This is a genomic window from Halarcobacter anaerophilus, from assembly GCF_006459125.1.
GTDB classification, from domain to species: domain Bacteria; phylum Campylobacterota; class Campylobacteria; order Campylobacterales; family Arcobacteraceae; genus Halarcobacter; species Halarcobacter anaerophilus.
The window spans coordinates 834,105-851,483 of sequence record NZ_CP041070.1 but is presented as its reverse complement, the minus strand read 5'-3'; the positions used below and the strand labels follow the sequence as shown (position 1 = coordinate 851,483).

The following is a 17,379-nucleotide window of genomic DNA, read 5'->3' as shown; positions in this document are numbered from 1 at the left end:
AGAGTAGATATGCAAAGATATGATAGAACCTTAAAACTATTTGGTGAAGAGAACTTCAAAAAATTTCAAAATACAAAACTTATATTATTAGGTGTTGGAGGAGTCGGAAGTTTTGCTTTGGACGCTTTATATAATACAGGAATTACCGATATTACAATTGTTGATTTTGATACCTATGAAGAGTCAAATATGAACAGACAATTAGGAAGCCACGGCAATATAGGAGAGTCAAAAGTTGAAACTTTGAAAAAAAAGTATCCCAAAATAACTCCTCTTCATGAGAAAATAACAAACCAATGGATTGATGATTTTGATTTTTCCTCATATGATTATATTTTAGATGCGATTGATGATATCAAACCGAAAGTTCATCTAATAAACAGATACTATACAAAAGTTATAACAACAAGCGGAAGTGCAAAAAGAGTCGATCCAAGTAAAATTGAGTACAAATCTATTTGGGATACTTATAATGATCCATTTATTAGAAAAATAAGATATGAACTGAAAAAAATCGGATTTAAAAAGAAATTTAAAGTCATTTTTTCAAGTGAAGAGCCAAAATGCTTGGAAAAAGGAAGTTTTGAAGCAGTTACGGGTTCTTTTGGTTTTATGATGGCATCTGTTACGATTAATAAAATTATTAAGAGAAAAAAATAAAATAATTTTTTAAAGTTAAGTATAAGAAAAAAAGCAATATAATTTAGCAATAAAGCATATAAAGGGTCTTCATGAGTGGTATTAATAGTGTTGAACAAATGACGCAAGGTCATTTAAGAAACGTTCAGCAATTAGCTGTGTTTTACACTGGTCACAATAATATTTATGCAATTAACATTGCAAAAGTTAAAGCATTTATTATTACCGAAGAAGTAACAATTAATGATACGCCTACAGATACTGATGTGATTGCCGGAATTGCAACAATCAGAGGTGAACCTGTTACACTTGTAAATTTAGATGCCTGGCTGGGGCATAAAAAACTCGACATCAAAGATTATAAACTAATAATCTATTGTGAGTTTAATCATAAAAAAGTTGGTTTTCTAATTAAAGATATGCTTGACATTGTAGAAAAAACTACAGATGAGTTAAGACATTCTGAGGAAACAAACTCAAAAATTACTTATACAACTTATGTAAAAGTACACAAAAAAGATGAACTTTGTACTGTTTTCAATGCAGAACAACTCTTAAAAGATTTAGGTTGGGTTGAAGACGGAGACGATGTATTAAATAAATATGTCGAATCTACATTTAACAGCTCAAAAGTAATCTTAGCGGCAGAAGATTCAGGAGTTGCAAGAGAAGTTTTAACTAAATTCTTTAAAAAAGCAAAAGCTCATTATGAAGTATATACAAACGGGGCTCAACTTTTAAATAGACTTGAAGAATTGGATCCTCAAGATATAGGATTAGTTGTTACTGATATTGAGATGCCTGAAGCTGACGGATTCCAGGTTGCATCATTTATAAAAGGTCATGATGAATACAGTCATATTCCGATTGTAGTAAACTCATCTATGACAACTGATGCCGTTAAAAATAAAATGATTCAAATAGGTGTTGAAGAGTTTATAGGGAAAACTGATATTCAAGCACTTTATCAAGCAGTTAACCAACATCTTCTACACTAAAAAATTAGATGAGCTTTTGCTCCTCTAATTTATCTTCTCTAACCAATTTTCAAAAGCTTTTATCTGTTCAACTGTTTGAATTGTAGAAGTTCCTCCGAATGAATTTCTTGAATTCATAGAGTTTCTTAAATCCAAATACATCGTAATCTCTTCACTAATATCTTTTAATTCACTGTTTGCACCTCTTATTTCATCAAGAGTCAATTCACTGATATCTTTATTTAAAGAGTTTGCACAAGCTACAACATCTTTTGTAATATAATAAGCCGTTCTAAAAGGCATATTCTGTTTTTGAACTAAGAAATCTGCTAAATCTGTTGCCGTTAAATGCCCTATTTTGCAAGCTGATTCCATTTTATCAACATTTACAATCATTGTTTTAATAACTTCATTTAAAATTTTAAGTGAAATTTCAACTGTTTTAACTGAATCAAAAACTCCCTCTTTATCCTCTTGAGTATCTTTATTATATGCTAAAGGCAGACCTTTCATAACAGTTAAAAGTGAAATTAAATTTCCGTAAACTCTTCCTGTTTTACCTCTTAAAAGCTCAGGTACGTCCGGATTTTTCTTTTGAGGCATTATTGAAGAAGTTGTTGCATATTCATCACTCATTTTTACAAATTGAAATTCATAAGATGACCAAGTTACCAACTCTTCTGAAATTCTACTTACATGCATCATACAAGTTGAAATATTAAATAAAATCTCTAAAGCAAAGTCTCTATCGCTGACACTATCCATAGTATTAGAACTAGGAGCTTCAAAACCCAATTTCTCACTGCTTGAGAATCTGTTGATATTATGTGGAGTTCCTGCAAGTGCGGCACTTCCTAGGGGAGAAAAATTGTTTCTTTTATATGAACTTTCAAATCTTTCAAAATCTCTTTTAAACATATTTGCATATGCCAACATATGAAAACCGAAATTAAGAGGTTGTGCATGTTGCAAGTGAGTCATTCCGGGAATTAAAGTCGTAGTATGTTTATTTGCTACGGTAATAAAAGTAGAAATCAACTCTTTTAACTGCTTTTTTATACTTAAAGTTTTTTCTTGAACATAGAGTCTAAAATCAGTGGCAACCTGATCATTTCTGCTTCTTGCAGTATGGAGTTTTTTCCCAGGTTCTCCGACAATTTCGGTTAATCTGCTTTCAACTGCCATATGAATATCTTCAAAAGCCAACGAGAATTTAAATTCTCCGCTTTCTATTTCATCTTTTACTTGTAAAAGACCTTTTTCAATCGCTTCTTGCTCCTCTTTTGTAAGGATTCCCTGCTCACAAAGCATTTGTGAATGTGCAATTGAACCTTTAATATCTTGCGCATAAAGTTCTTTATCAAACATAATTGAAGCATTAAATTCATCTAAAATCTGCGCATTTGTATTTTTAAGTATTTGATTACTTTTATTTGACATAAATTATTCCTAATTTTGATAGTTTCGAAATTATAACATAAGTGTATTTAGTTTAAAGTAGGCAAGCAGCACCTTTTAGGTACTACTTTTTTTCAAGTTTAATAATAGTTTCTTTAATAATTTTTAAAATCTTTTTTCTTGCTTCATCTTCATTATTTTCAGGAACATCCCAACCTACTATTGACATATATTTATCAACTAAATCTTTTACATCATCAACAATAGTATCATGTAACTGAGCCAACTCTTTATCTTGTGCATTCATTATCTATCCTTTTGTAAAGTATAATATTATTATATCATAAATAAAAAAAGGCCAAAGCTAAAAGCTCTGACCTTTTAAAACCAAACTGTTTAATAATATTAAATTGGCAATACTCTGATATTTTCATCAAGTTTTTGTTTAAGAACAGACTCTATAGCATAAAGAGTTCCAGTATCACCTGAAGCACATCCTGAGCAAGCTCCTAAGTATCTGATATAAATATCATAATGGGGCATATTCTCTTTAATATCTATAATTTCCATATTACCGCCGTCCATCATTAACATCGGTCTAATATCAGTATCTAAGATTTCATCAATTAGTTTAATTCTTTGAACAATTGTCATTTTATCAAATGAAGATTCACCTGCAGCACTTGCATCTGCCGCTACTTTCATTTTATCGTGATCCATCTCTTTTCTTGTATTTTCTAAAATATCTACAAGATACATCTCTTTTTCTTCATGACCGCCTGGTTTAATACATGATTTACAAAAAGCCCCTGCTTTTGTATAATCTGTTACTTCTTCTACAGTTTTAAGATCATTTATTTTTATAACTTCTTGAAGCGTAGCCAATGATACCCTTGCACACTCACAAACAATGAACTCTTCTTCAAAAGACTCCATATCTACACCTTTGTAAGTACTTGCAGCTTTTTTAATAACATCATAAGCCATTACCGAACAGTGCATTTTTTGAGGAGGAACAGCCGGAACATCAGGAGTGTCTCTTAAAGCTTTTTCAACATCGATATTTGTAATTCTTACCGCTTCATCAACAGTTTTTCCTATACAAAGTTCAGCCATTGCATCTGACGAAGCAATAGCAGTACCGCATCCGAAAGATTTAAATCTTGAATCTAAAATTTTATCGGTATTTTCATCAACACACCAATAAAGTCTTACAGCATCACCACATGATTCTGCTCCAAAATCGGCAACAATCAGTTTTCCGCCTAACTCTTTTGCTTTTTCTTCCGTAATCTCCCCTTGATAGGTAGGATTATCCATTCTTCTGATTACTTGATTTGAATATTCATCCCAAATTGAACCAGTGATTAAATCATTTTTTGCCATATCAATTCCCTTCTTTTATTTTTACAATTCAGACACATGGTCTTTTGGTGTATATGCATATGAACTAGAAATAGCTCTTAATCTATGAATTGCATTCTTAATAGCTTCAATTGCATAATCAATCTCTTCTTCGGTATTAAATCTGCTTAAAGAGAATCTAACTCCCGTATGAGCTAGTTCACTATCGCTACCAAAGGCGTTCATTACAGGATTTGCTTCCAAATCTTCCGAAGCACAGGCACTTCCTGTTGAGGCACCGATTGTTTTTTGGTTTAAATCCCAAAGCATAGATTCACCTTCAACACCTCTAATTGAGATTAGAGTCGTATTTGGCGTTCTATTCTCTTTTCCACCGATTACAAGAGTTTCAGGTATTTCTAAAATTGCGTTTTCTAACTTATCTCTTAGTTTTCTTACATGATTGTTCTCATAAGCCAATGCAATTTTAGAGGTTGCTAATTTCATTGCAAAACCCATTCCTATCATAGAAGCAACATCAACAGTACCTGCTCTGTGTCCTCCCATTTGTTCACCACCGTGTAATAACGGAGTTAAAGTGTAACCTTTTTGAACATATAAAGCTCCTACACCTTTTGGTCCATGAAATTTATGGGCTGAAAGTGATAAATAGTTTACATTGCACTCTTGAACATCAACCGGAACTTTTCCTATTGCCTGAGTTGCATCTGTATGGAAAGGGATACCTGCTTCTTTGCAGATTTGACCTATCTCTTTAATCGGGAAAATTTTCCCTGTTTCATTATTTGCCCACATAATCGATACCAATGCAGTATCTTCTCTTATATAATCTTTTACTTGAGCAGCATCTAATACACCCTCTTCATTTACAGGTAAATAAGTAACACTAACACCTTGCGATTCTAAAAATTTACAAGTTGCAGTAATTGCAGGATGTTCAACTTCAGAAGTGATTATATGATTTTTATTACCGTTTAAAATTTTATCTATCCAGATACCTTTTAAAACAGTGTTATTACTCTCTGTTGCATTTGCCGTAACAATAATATCATCTTCATCTGCTGCATTTATTCCATCATATAAATAATTTAATGCTTCAACCATTTTTGGATGTGTCCCGGCACCAAATTTATGCAGTGAATTTGGATTACCATATATATGACAGAAGAATGGTTCCATCTCTTTGAAAACTTCCGGATCTACCATTGTTGTCGCGTTGTTGTCTAAATATACTTCCATACATATTCCTAATATTTCTTTAGTAAATCTCATGCAATAACTATTCCACAAAAAATATTGCATTTAATTAAAATTTCAAAATTATATTTAAAATAGGATAAAAATAGTCTTAATTAAATAATTTAAAATTATTCCATCCAATTTACTAATTTTAACATAAGTTAACTTCTGAGATAATACATCAAATATAAAAAAGGTTGTATATATGAAAAAATTATTTTTATTGGTTTTTACCTTGCTATTCTCTCTTATTTTAATGGGATGTTCAGGAGAGAAGAAGGAAGAAAAAACAAAAGTTGAACCTAAAAAAGAGGTTTTAAAAGTGGGAATGGAATTAGCTTATCCCCCTTTTGAAATGAGTGAAAAAGATGGAACACCTTCAGGAGTTTCGGTAGATTTTGCAAAAGCTTTAGGGAAATATCTAGGAAAAGATGTTGTTATAGAGAATATTGCCTGGGACGGATTGATTCCTTCTCTTAAAACAGGAAAAATCGATTTAATTATCTCTTCTATGACTATCACCGATGAAAGAAAAAAATCAATAGATTTTTCAATCCCTTATGCTCAAACTTCTCTTGCAATTTTAACAAATAAAAATTCGCAAGTAAGTTCTATTGAAGATTTGAATGTAGAGGGTAAAAAAGTAGCCGTAAAAAAAGGTTCAACAGGACATATATATGCAAAAGACAATCTTCCAAATGCCGAAATTTTAGTTTTTGATAAAGAAGCTGCTTGTGTTTTAGAGGTAGTTCAAGGAAAAGCTGACGGATTTTTATATGACCAACTTACCATTTATAAAAATTATGCAAAAAACAAAGATACGACAATCGCGCTTCTTAAACCTTTTCAAAAAGATTTTGAATATTGGGGAGTTGCTTTAAGACAAAATGACCCTTTAAAACAAAAAGTTGATGAATTTATAAAAAAAGCTAAAGAAGACGGAACATTTGACGGTTTTGCAAAAAAATATCTTACAGATGCAAAAAAAACCTTTGATGAGCTTGGAATTCCTTTTTTCTTTTAGGATTTGATTATTAAATTTAAAGATCTATTTATTCAAGAAAAAGGTTTAAAAAAAGACAAACCTCTAAACAGGTTTGTCTATATTTTTAATTCTACTTTACTTATTTTACTGGTTATCACAACTTTTTATTTGATGTTTAAAAATATCTCGTACACTTTTAACTGGCAAAGTGTTTACGAATACAGACAAAAGTTCATTGACGGTTTTTTAATGACTATTATTGTCTCATTTTTCGCCCTTATTCTAAGTTTTATAATAGGTCTGTTTTTTGCTTATGCCCAAAACTCAAAACTTTTAATTCTTAGGTTTATTGCAAGGTTTTATATAGAAATAATAAGAGGAACCCCACTTCTAGTTCAAATTTTGATTTTCTTTTATGTTTTTGCAAATAATTTGGGACTTGACAATAGATATGTTGTAGGAGTTTTTATTTTAGCTTTGTTTTCGGGAGCTTATGTTTGTGAAATTATTAGAGGAGCTGTAGAATCGGTTGATCTTGAACAATATGAAACAGCTTTAAGTCTTGGAATGACAAATTATCAAATGTATAGATACGTAATTTTTCCTCAAGCTTTTAGAAGAATGTTACCTGCATTAACAGGACAGTTTGCAAGTATTATAAAAGATTCTTCACTTCTTTCAATAATTTCAATTAGTGAATTTACAATGAATGCCCAAGAGGTAAATGCTTATACCTACTCTACTTTGGAAAGTTATATTCCTCTTGCACTTGGGTATTTACTTTTAACTTACCCTATCTCATATTATACAAAAAAACTAGAAGCGAATATAAAGAAATAGAGTAATAGAATTTTAAATAAAATTTAAACTTCTTCATTAGTAAAATCGGTAAATAATTTATTAATGAACAAGTGATATATTTCGTTTATAAAAATAGGACTAAAATACTCCTATTTTATTTCAAAGGGGTTATTATGAGTGATAACAAACAGATAAAAGAGATTTTAAGTAGAGATTACAAGCTTGGATTTGAAACTCTTGTAGAGAGTGATACTTTTCCAAAGGGGTTAAATGAAGATGTTATAAAAGCAATATCAAAAAAGAAAGATGAACCCCAATGGCTTTTGGAATTTAGACTTAAAGCTTATAGAAGATGGCTGAAAATGGAAGAACCTACATGGGCAAATTTAAAATATCCTAAAATAGATTATCAAGATATTTCATATTTTTCTGCTCCTAAAAAAGGTGTTGATTCTTTGGATGAAGTTGATCCTGAGATATTAAAAACCTATGAAAAATTAGGAATTCCGCTTGAAGAGCAAAAAGTTTTGGCAGGAGTTGCCGTTGATGCTGTTTTTGATTCGGTTTCCGTTAAAACTACTTTTCAAGAAGAGCTTGAAAAATTAGGAATAATTTTTTGTTCCATATCAGAAGCTGCACACAAACATCCTGAACTTTTAAAAAAATATTTAGCTTCTGTAGTAGGACCTGCCGATAACTATTTTGCAGCTTTAAATGCAGCTGTTTTTACGGACGGAAGTTTTGTTTATATTCCGCCTAATACAAGATGTCCGATGGAACTTTCAACATATTTTAGAATAAATGCCTTAAATACGGGTCAATTTGAAAGAACACTTATTATCTGCGATGATAATAGTTATGTTTCGTATAATGAAGGTTGTTCTGCACCAAGCAGAGATGAAAGACAACTTCATGCGGCAGTTGTTGAGTTAATTGCATTAGAGAATTCACAAATTAAATACTCTACTATTCAAAACTGGTATCCAGGAGATGAAGATGGAAAAGGCGGAATCCTAAATTTCGTAACGAAAAGAGGAATATGCAAAGGAGATAATTCAAAAATCTCTTGGACACAAGTTGAAACGGGTTCTTCAATTACTTGGAAATATCCATCATGTATTTTAAAAGGTAAAAACTCTGTTGGAGAGTTTTATTCTGTTGCTATTTCAAGTCATGCCCAACAAGCAGATACGGGAACAAAAATGATACATCTAGGAGAGAATACAAAATCGACTATTATCTCAAAAGGTATTTCTGCTATGAAAGGGGTAAATGCCTACAGAGGTTTGGTAAGAGTAGGTAAAAAAGCGAAAAATGCAAGAAATGTTTCAGAGTGTGATTCCCTTTTAATAGGAAACAGATGTAAAGCCCACACTTTCCCTTATCATGAAATAAAAAACAGCTCGGCACAAATAGAGCATGAAGCAACAACTTCAAAGATTTCCGATGAACAACTATTTTATTTAAATCAAAGAGGGATCTCAGAAGAGGATGCAATTGCAATGATAGTAAACGGTTTTTGTAAAGAGGTGCTAAAAGAACTTCCGATGGAATTTGCGGCAGAAGCAAAAGAGTTGCTTAATATTTCACTTGAGGGAAGTGTCGGATAAAGAGATAATTTGTTATCTCCTTTAGAATTTTTGTTTAATTTAGCAGTTTTAAAAACTGCACAAAAAAGTAATAATATAAGAAAAGATCCCTTTAAAAGTAGGATCTGGTTTAAGGAATAAATAATGTTAGAGATAAAAGATTTAAAAGTAAATATTGATAATAAAGAGATTTTAAAAGGTTTGAATTTAAATATAAAAAAGGGTGAAGTTCATGTGCTAATGGGACAAAACGGTGCAGGGAAATCAACTTTGGTAAAAACCATAAGTGATCACTATGATTGTGAAGTTACAGAAGGAGAGATAACTTATAAAGATAAAAATCTTTTAGATTTAAGTGTAAGCGACAGGGCAAATGAAGGTATTTTTATGAGTTTTCAGAATCCTGTTGAAGTTCCCGGAGTAAATAACAGCTATTTTCTAAAAACAGCTTTAAACGAAAAAAGAAAATATCTCGGTGAAAAAGAGCTTGATGCTATGGACTTTTTAAAACTTACTAAAGAGGAACTAGGGAAATTTGATATAGATAAAAAACTTCTACAAAGAGATTTAAACGACGGTTTCAGCGGCGGGGAGAAAAAAAGAAATGAACTTATCCAACTGCTTTTACTAAAACCTGATTTGATTATGCTTGATGAAATAGATTCAGGATTGGATGTAGATGCTATTAAAACGGTTGCAAAAGTTATAAATGCTTTATTAGACGGAAATCGTTCAATTTTAATGATTACCCACTATGATAAACTGCTTTCACAAATAAAACCCGATTTTGTACATGTTATGAAAAACGGAAAAATAGTAAAAACAGGAGATTACAGTTTAGCTTTAGAAATAGACAGCAAAGGGTATGAAATAATAGGAAAAGAAGATGAGACTAATGAACTTAAAAAATGATGAACTCTTAATTGACGAAAACACCAAAGAGCCTTTAAAACTGATTTATTACCCAAAAGAAGAGAATAAAAGCTCTTTAAAAATAAAAATTAAAGAAGGGGTAAAAGCTTCTATAATAGAGGTTTTTGCAGGAAATGATTTAAATGAGGAGTTTAATAGAGAGTTTATTATCGAAGATAATGCAAAACTTGAATATTTGAAATATCAAAATATAGGAGAAAACTCTAATATAAACATTAACTATACTTTAGATCTTAAAAACAGTGCAGTTTTAAATATGATAAATCTTGAACTAGGAGAAGGTTCAAATAAAAACAACTTTTTTACAAATTTAGATGAAAAAGAGTCAAAATTAAATATCTACGGTTTGGTTAAACTATATAAAAACAGTAAATCAGAATCTATCTTTAGAACTACTCATAACGGGCAAAAATGTTTTAGTAATATTAAATATAAACATATTTTGGATGATAGTTCAAAAGCTACTTTTGATGCTTTAAGCAAAGTAAACGAAAGTGCCCTCTTCTCAAAAGTTTTACAAAATTCAAATACAGTATTGTTAAGTGATGATGCGGTAATTTTTGCAAGACCGCATTTGGAAATATGTATTGATGAGTTAGAAGCAAGCCATGGAGCAACAACCGGAAGTTTGAATAAAGAACAGCTTTTATATCTTCAAGCAAGAGGAATAGAAGAGAAAAAAGCCAAACAAATGCTTTTAAAAGCTTTTGAAAACGAAATCTACGCTAAAATCGAAGACTCGAAAATTGCAGAATTTCTTAAAAATTTAGAAGGGGACAATAATGTTTAAAAAAGATTTTCCATACTTCAAAAACTCGGATATTGTCTACTTAGATAACGCGGCAACCACACAAAAGCCCCAAGTCGTTATTGATTCGCAAGTTGAATATTATGAAAAATATTGTGCAAATACACATAGAAGCAGCTTTAGCGATGCAAATAAAGCAACCCAAAAATATGAAGACAGCAGAAAAATTTTAAAAGAGTTTATAAATGCCTCATTAAACGAAGAGATAATTTTTACTAAGGGAGTGAGTGAATCAATTAACTTCGTCGCCAGTTCGTTTACAAGGGATTATAAAACTGTTATTATCTCTTCGTTAGAACACCATTCAAATATCGTTCCGTGGCATATGCAAGGAAGAAATTTGTCTCAAGGTTTAAAAGTAGTAAATTGCGACAGCAACCTAAACTTCGACTTTGAAGAGTATGAAAATATTTTAAAAGAAAATCCAAACTCTTTTGTAAGCGTAACTCATATTTCAAATGCTTTCGGAAAAATTCACGATATAAAAAAAATTATTGAGTTAGCTCACAAATATGAAAGCGTGGTTATGGTTGATGCCGCACAAAGTTTAGCCCATACAAAAATCGACGTACAAGAACTTGACGTAGATTTTTTGGCAATATCAGGACATAAAACTTTTGGACCGACAGGAGTCGGTGCTTTATACGTAAAACAACAGCATTTAAAAAATATGAAACCTTATCAAACAGGCGGAGCAACAATACATGAAGTAGATTTTAACAGCTCTACACTTTTGGATTCCCCCTATAAATTTGAAGCAGGAACGCAAAATATCGCGGGAGTAATAGGTTTTGGCGAAGCTTTAAAATATATTACTCGTATAGGTTATAAAAATATCGAAACTATTGAAAAAGATGTTTATAACTACTTAAATGAAGAACTTAGCAAATTGCCCAATATCGTATTTTACAACGATATAGAGAATTGTATAGGAAGCAGAAGTTTTAATTTTAAAAATATTTCCCATGACGATATTGGAATTTTATTAGATAAAATGAAAGTTGCCATAAGAGTAGGACACCATTGTGCCCAACCCATTATGAAAAAATTGGGAATAAGAGGGACAATTAGAGTATCTACTGCTTTTTATAATGATTATGAAGATATAAATAAATTAATAAAAGCACTTAAAAAAGCTTTGGATATATTAAATTAAAGGATTATAAGGTGACAATAAAGCAGAAAGTTGAAAAAATAAAAGAGGATCTAGATTTTTTTGAAGATGAACTACAAAAATATGAATATATTATAGATTTAGGGAAAAAACTAGATGCTTTGGATGATAAATATAAAACTCCTGAAAATATTGTTCACGGCTGTACTTCTCAAGTTTGGCTTATATGTGAACAAAAAGAGGACAGACTCTATTTTAAAGGAACCTCAGATGCAATTATCGTAAAAGGTTTGATTTATATAATTTTAGAAATCTTTTCTGGTGAAAAAATAGAGACTTTAAAAAGTGTAGATATGGATGTAGTCTATGAATTAGGACTTTCAGAGGTTATAACACCAAACAGACAAAGCGGTGTTATAGGAATGATAAAAAAAATAAAAGAGTTAGCACAAAAGGCGTAAATCATGGCAGAAATTGATAAAGAGAGTTTAAAACAAAAAGTTATTGAAAGTTTAAAAAACGTATATGACCCGGAAATTCCCGTGAATATCTGGGATTTGGGATTAGTCTATTCTATTGAATTTGAAGTAAAAAATAACTATACTTATTGCACAATTGAAATGACTCTTACCTCACCTTCTTGTCCCGTAAGCGATAGCTTAGTCGATCAAGTAAGATATTATACGCAAAATGTTGATGAAATAGATGAAGCTTATGTTCATCTGGTTTTTGATCCTATTTGGAATCCGTCAATGATGAGTGAAGAGGCTAAAGAGATAATGTCAGTATCAGGAGCGGCAATATAATTGACAAGACGAAATAGAATTATAATAATTGTATACACCATAACAATTTTGTTATCGGTAATGTATGCAACTCAACCTCTACAACCGCTTTTGGCAAAAGAGTTTAACGTCTCTATGACAAAAGCATCCTCTTTTACCGCAGTTATTATGTTGTTTTTGGCAATCTCGCCGATTATTTACGGATATATTTTAGAATCCGTTAGAACAAGAACAGTATTAAAAATAGCATTAATCATACTTTTAATTACCAATTTCAGTCTTTCTCTTGCAAACAGCTATGAGATGTTTTTAACAATAAGAACTATTGAAGCAATCGTAATACCTGCAATATTAACGGGAGCTATGACAGTTTTGGCAAAAGACAAAGAGAATACAAAACTTAATATGTCGATTTACGTGGCTGCAACTGTATTTGGAGGTATGGTAGGACGGGTTTTTTCAGGATTTATAGCTGAAGAGTTCGGTTGGAGAGTTGTTTTTGCTTCACTCTCCTTGGCTCTTTTGGCAGCCTATTTTTTTATCAATAAAATTGAGTTTAAAGGTGATGCAAATTTAGTAAAACCGAAACTTTTTGATATTGTGCATATATTAAAAGACAGACGTTATATCGTTATTTATACTCTTATGTTTATAGTCTTTTTTGTTTTTGCGGGACTTTTAAATATTTTACCTTTTAGAATCAAAGAGTTGCTTCCCCAAACAAGTGAGACTAAAATAGGGCTTCTATATCTTGGGTATGGAATGGGAATTCTAATCTCTCTTACAATCCATAAAATTATCAAATTTTTCAAAAAAGAGTTAAGAGTGATAATGGCAGGACTTACAGTATTTTTAATATCGACTCTTCTTTTTCTAAACTCAGATGCAATAATCCTTTTTTGGACTGTATTTCTTTTTTGTGTCGGTATGTTCACCGTTCATACGGTATCAACAAGACTTGCAAACTCAATGAGAGCTTCACAAAGAGGATTAACCTCAGGTATGTATCTTAGTTTTTATTATATTGGCGGGGCGGTAGGTTCTATTTTCCCTGCAATTATTTATGATAAATTCGGTTGGGACATGACGGTATTTATGTTTGCAACTTTATTGGTATTTATCTTCGCTTTTATACTTTTAAGCAGGAAACTTTTCAAAGCCTATGATTAAGCAGTTGCCGCATCTAGCGGCAGCAAAGCTTTGTTTTTCAGTTAGAATCTTTAGATTTTTCATTTTCTTCATATGAGAGTAAGACTCTTTTTCTATCAATTCCCCATCTATATCCGCCCATTGCCGCACTTTTTGAAATTACTCTATGGCAAGGTATTAAAAACCCTATCTGATTTGAACCTATAGCAGTTGCAACAGCACGCACTGCTTTTGGTTTTCCTATAAATTGGGCTACATCGGAGTAAGTTGAAATTTCTGCGCTTTTTAGATTTAAAATTGCTCTCCATACATTTATCTGAAAATTTGTCCCTTTTACAAAGAGATTCATTTTCTCTTTATTAATAAAAATTCTATCTAACAACTCTTGTGCTTTTTTATCGTTATGAATAAATTCTGCTTTATTCCAAGTCTTTTTAACTCTTTTAAATATTTCATCATAAGAATTCTCATAAAACTCCAAAGAACAAATACCCTTTTTTGTACTTGCAATCATTGTTTTTCCAAAAGGAGAAAATCCAAATCCATAGGTTATATCAAGTTTTTCTCCCATTTTTTTATATTCGTTGGGAGTAACACCTGCAAAGTTTACAAACAACTCATGCAGTCTGCTTGAACTTGATAATCCCAAATCAAGAGAAGTATCCAGTATTGACTTTGAAGAGCTTAGTTTCTTTTTTGCATGAGCTAAGGTGGTTGCCTGTAAAAATTGCATTGGAGTTACACCTACATACTCTTTAAATATTCTTGAAAAATGATGTTTACTCATCCCTACATACAAAGCTACATCATCAAGTTTTGGCTGGTAAGAGTAGTTTTCATCAAAATATTCAATAGCTTTTTTTATATCATTGTAATATCTGCTTTTATTTTCTAACTTATTCATATATAAATCCTTTTAAATTTAAAAAAATTTAATATCTTCTATTTTTTATTAATTAACCATAATGAAATAAAAATAATCACAGCACCCAAAACCATATTAAAAGTAAAATTTTCGCCTAAAAGAAAAATCCCTAATATTGATGCACTTATAGGAATCAAATATGTTACTAGCAACAATTTTACAGCACCCACACTAAAAAGTAATCTAAAATAGATAATATAAGCTATTGAAGTCGATAGCAGTGCAAGCAAAATCAAATCTTTGAATTCATATAAAGAATTAAATTCCACATTGTTTATCGAAGAGAAAAATACACAATACATTATTATAGAGCTTGCCGTAAGCATCCCGAATACATTAAAAATAGGATTATAATCTTTTAATTTTTTTCCAAATATTCCTGCAAAAGAGTAAGAAACAGCTGCCATAACAGCAAGAAGACCTGCTGCTTCAAAATTACCGAAACCTTTTGGAAGAAGTAGAATTACCATTCCTGTAAAGCCAATTAAAATCCCCATTAGTTTAAAGAATGATATTTTTTCATCTTTTGTTAACAGATGGGCAAGAAGTGCAGTAAATATCGGTGTTGTTGCATTAAATAAAGAAGCTAAAGAAGCACTAATACTCTCTTGGGCAAAAGTAAAACTTAAAAACGGTATAACATTATTTAAACTTCCCATTACAAAAAACATAGCCCAAAGTTTTAAATCAAAAATAATTTTTATTTTTTTGATAAATAATACTAATAAAATAAAAAATGCTGCAAAAAAAACTCTAAAAAATACAATTTGTTCAAAAGAAAAATATATTAAAGCTTTTTCTACAAAATAAAAAGATCCGCCCCATACAACAGATAAAGTAAATAAGAGTATCCAATTTTGCAAACTCATAAATTTCCTTTTTGATTTTATTATATATTTAGTGATGAGATTAAAACAATCTGAATCTTGCTAGTTTATATTTTTTAGAACAAAAAAGAAAAAAAGATTTATTTAATTTAAAAAGTAGAGAGATTATAAATTATATTTTTTTCCTGTAATGGTTGCAAGCAATTTTCTATTTCCGCCAAAATCTCTATGCTCTCCTAGATAGATACTCTGCCAGGTTCCAAGGTTAAGTTGCCCTTTTGTTATCGGAATTGTTATACTACTTCCGAAAATAGAAGATTTTATATGTGAAGGCATATCATCTTCACCTTCATAAGTGTGAACAAAGTAGTTTTTATTTGAAACTATATCATTTACAAAATTTTCCATATCGCTTCGTACACTGCTGTCGCAGTTTTCATTTATAGTCAAACTTGCACTTGTATGTTTTATAAAAAGGTTTAAAACTCCTACTTCAAATTTACTTATTTCATCTAAATTTTGTATCACCTCATCGGTTATTAGATGAAAGCCTCTTTTATATGATTTTAGTTCAAACTCTTTTTGTAATATTTCCATAAAAATAATGATATCTAAAAATTAATAATTTTTGTGTATAATGTTTTATGGAAAAAAAAGTACCTGTACAAAAGAAAAAAACAACTATACATTTCGTCCTAGAGACTCTTATCAAAATCCTAACAGTTATTGTTGTAATAATATTCGGATTTCTTGCATACCATAAAATCAGCATTTCAAGCGGTTTTGACTTTAGCTCGGCTTCTAAAAACAAAAAAGATACAAGAATGCCTTCAGAACTAAAATGGTTTGATGATTTTAAAGGAATTGAAAATGTTCCCGATAAAAATGCAAAAGGAAAAACAAATTCAGGGGAACCGCAAAACTTTTTACAATATGAAAGTCAAAAAAATAAAAAATAGACTCTAATTTTCCTTATTTTTATTTTCTAAAAACTCTCTTGTAACTGCTGCACCGTATTCAATTGTCTCTTTTGCTTTGTGAAATTCATAAAATTGGCAAATCTTATTGGAAATATTTAAGATTATATCGGGATTGCACTCTTTTATCTGTTGCTTAGTAATTATCTCCTGCATTGTTTCTATAGAGTTGGTAACTATCTCAAAATAGCTAATTTTCTCTTTTTTTGATTTGTTGTTAATAAAGTCTAAAATTTTCAAATTTAGACTATTGTCTTTTTTCTCTAAGATATCCGTATGTTCTTTTTTTACCTCTTCGCTTTTATTTAAATTTACCGCTATAATCAAATCAGCCTTTTTTCTATCAACTATTGAAAGGGGCAAAGGGTTGCATAAACCTCCGTCAAAAAGGGTTCTTCCTTCTATTTCTTGAGGCGTAAATATTGTAGGAATGGCAATTGAAGCTCTTATTGCATCTTTTAAACTGCCTTTATTTAAATGAACTTCCTCTTTTTTAGAAATATCACTTGCAACTGCCGCAAAACTAATAGGCAACTCTTCGATTTTGGTATCTTTTATAAAAGCATCTATTTTTTTAAATACTCTATCTGCTTTTATCATTCCGCCTTCACCGAAACTGAAATCAACAAGTTTCAAAATATCAAAAATATCAAACTCCAAAACCCACTTCTTATAATCTTGAAGTCTTCCGCAGGCATACAAACCGCCTATTAATGCTCCCATGGAAGAGCCTGAAACAGATACTATTTCATATCCGTTTTTTTCCAACTCTTCTATAACTCCGATATGGGCATAACCTCTTGCACCGCCGCTTCCTAAAACCAAGGATACTCTTTTTTTATTCATAAATATACTTTGTAATTAATTT

20 protein-coding genes are annotated in these 17,379 nt (G+C 30.8%); 12 read left to right on the top strand and 8 right to left on the bottom strand.

The window, feature by feature from the left end:
* Positions 1–9: 9 nt before the first annotated feature.
* Together AANAER_RS04190 and AANAER_RS04185 are read left to right on the top strand one after the other, a co-directional pair.
* The gene (locus AANAER_RS04190; protein ID WP_129082543.1) at positions 10–660 is read left to right on the top strand and encodes a tRNA threonylcarbamoyladenosine dehydratase; all 651 of its coding nucleotides are present in this window, start codon (positions 10–12) and stop codon (positions 658–660) included.
* Positions 661–731: 71 nt separating this feature from the next.
* On the top strand, positions 732–1,637 hold the full coding sequence (locus tag AANAER_RS04185; protein WP_044415771.1) for a chemotaxis protein CheV: 906 nt from the start codon (positions 732–734) through the stop codon (positions 1,635–1,637).
* Positions 1,638–1,661: 24 nt separating this feature from the next.
* Here AANAER_RS04185 and argH read toward each other — a convergent pair whose 3' ends face one another.
* From argH to AANAER_RS04165, 4 genes are all read right to left on the bottom strand, one after another.
* Entirely contained in the window at positions 1,662–3,056 is a 1,395-nt protein-coding gene (gene argH, locus AANAER_RS04180) for an argininosuccinate lyase (RefSeq protein WP_129082544.1), read from the bottom strand.
* An 82-nt stretch (positions 3,057–3,138) separates the two neighbouring features.
* The gene (locus AANAER_RS04175) at positions 3,139–3,321 is read right to left on the bottom strand and encodes a hypothetical protein (RefSeq protein ID WP_044415775.1); all 183 of its coding nucleotides are present in this window, start codon (positions 3,319–3,321) and stop codon (positions 3,139–3,141) included.
* 98 nt (positions 3,322–3,419) lie between these two features.
* Positions 3,420–4,400: an iron-sulfur cluster assembly scaffold protein NifU gene (locus AANAER_RS04170; protein ID WP_044415777.1), complete on the bottom strand. Its 981-nt coding sequence runs from the start codon at positions 4,398–4,400 to the stop codon at positions 3,420–3,422.
* Between the two features lie 21 nt (positions 4,401–4,421).
* Positions 4,422–5,618, bottom strand: a complete 1,197-nt coding sequence (locus AANAER_RS04165) for a NifS family cysteine desulfurase (protein ID WP_044415779.1) — start codon at positions 5,616–5,618, stop codon at positions 4,422–4,424.
* A gap of 256 nt (positions 5,619–5,874) precedes the next feature.
* Here AANAER_RS04165 and AANAER_RS04160 point away from each other — a divergent pair, with 256 nt between their 5' ends.
* The 9 genes from AANAER_RS04160 to AANAER_RS04120 all read left to right on the top strand — a co-directional run bounded on the left by AANAER_RS04160 (position 5,875) and on the right by AANAER_RS04120 (position 13,803).
* A complete protein-coding gene (locus tag AANAER_RS04160) occupies positions 5,875–6,642 on the top strand; it encodes a transporter substrate-binding domain-containing protein (RefSeq protein ID WP_228711170.1) in 768 nt (255 codons plus the stop codon).
* Positions 6,643–6,645: 3 nt separating this feature from the next.
* A complete protein-coding gene (locus AANAER_RS04155) occupies positions 6,646–7,443 on the top strand; it encodes an amino acid ABC transporter permease (RefSeq protein ID WP_044415781.1) in 798 nt (265 codons plus the stop codon).
* Between the two features lie 134 nt (positions 7,444–7,577).
* Positions 7,578–9,014, top strand: coding sequence for a Fe-S cluster assembly protein SufB (gene sufB / locus AANAER_RS04150; protein WP_129082546.1), 1,437 nt, complete (start codon positions 7,578–7,580; stop codon positions 9,012–9,014).
* Positions 9,015–9,137: 123 nt separating this feature from the next.
* Positions 9,138–9,905 (top strand): Fe-S cluster assembly ATPase SufC, encoded by a 768-nt coding sequence (sufC, locus tag AANAER_RS04145; protein ID WP_129082547.1) that lies wholly within the window; start codon positions 9,138–9,140, stop codon positions 9,903–9,905.
* Complete coding sequence (locus AANAER_RS04140; protein ID WP_129082548.1) at positions 9,880–10,716, top strand: SufB/SufD family protein; 837 nt, start codon at positions 9,880–9,882, stop codon at positions 10,714–10,716. The genes sufC and AANAER_RS04140 overlap by 26 nt, the downstream gene beginning before the upstream one ends.
* Positions 10,709–11,890, top strand: coding sequence for an aminotransferase class V-fold PLP-dependent enzyme (locus AANAER_RS04135; protein ID WP_129082549.1), 1,182 nt, complete (start codon positions 10,709–10,711; stop codon positions 11,888–11,890). The genes AANAER_RS04140 and AANAER_RS04135 overlap by 8 nt, the downstream gene beginning before the upstream one ends.
* A gap of 11 nt (positions 11,891–11,901) precedes the next feature.
* The gene (locus AANAER_RS04130; protein WP_129082550.1) at positions 11,902–12,309 is read left to right on the top strand and encodes a SufE family protein; all 408 of its coding nucleotides are present in this window, start codon (positions 11,902–11,904) and stop codon (positions 12,307–12,309) included.
* A 3-nt stretch (positions 12,310–12,312) separates the two neighbouring features.
* Positions 12,313–12,654, top strand: coding sequence for a metal-sulfur cluster assembly factor (locus tag AANAER_RS04125; protein WP_044415792.1), 342 nt, complete (start codon positions 12,313–12,315; stop codon positions 12,652–12,654).
* Positions 12,655–13,803 (top strand): MFS transporter, encoded by a 1,149-nt coding sequence (locus AANAER_RS04120; protein WP_228135465.1) that lies wholly within the window; start codon positions 12,655–12,657, stop codon positions 13,801–13,803.
* A gap of 37 nt (positions 13,804–13,840) precedes the next feature.
* Here the strand turns inward: AANAER_RS04120 and AANAER_RS04115 are convergent, their stop codons facing one another.
* The 3 genes from AANAER_RS04115 to AANAER_RS04105 form a co-directional block, all read right to left on the bottom strand.
* Entirely contained in the window at positions 13,841–14,686 is an 846-nt protein-coding gene (locus AANAER_RS04115) for a bifunctional helix-turn-helix domain-containing protein/methylated-DNA--[protein]-cysteine S-methyltransferase (protein WP_129082551.1), read from the bottom strand.
* 38 nt (positions 14,687–14,724) lie between these two features.
* On the bottom strand, positions 14,725–15,576 hold the full coding sequence (locus tag AANAER_RS04110) for a DMT family transporter (RefSeq protein WP_129082552.1): 852 nt from the start codon (positions 15,574–15,576) through the stop codon (positions 14,725–14,727).
* Between the two features lie 123 nt (positions 15,577–15,699).
* Positions 15,700–16,131: a secondary thiamine-phosphate synthase enzyme YjbQ gene (locus AANAER_RS04105; protein WP_129082553.1), complete on the bottom strand. Its 432-nt coding sequence runs from the start codon at positions 16,129–16,131 to the stop codon at positions 15,700–15,702.
* Positions 16,132–16,178: 47 nt separating this feature from the next.
* Between AANAER_RS04105 and AANAER_RS04100 the strand changes: the two genes are divergently transcribed.
* Positions 16,179–16,493, top strand: a complete 315-nt coding sequence (locus AANAER_RS04100; protein WP_129082554.1) for a hypothetical protein — start codon at positions 16,179–16,181, stop codon at positions 16,491–16,493.
* A 3-nt stretch (positions 16,494–16,496) separates the two neighbouring features.
* Here the strand turns inward: AANAER_RS04100 and AANAER_RS04095 are convergent, their stop codons facing one another.
* The gene (locus AANAER_RS04095) at positions 16,497–17,357 is read right to left on the bottom strand and encodes a patatin-like phospholipase family protein (protein ID WP_129082555.1); all 861 of its coding nucleotides are present in this window, start codon (positions 17,355–17,357) and stop codon (positions 16,497–16,499) included.
* Positions 17,358–17,379 lie beyond the last annotated feature (22 nt).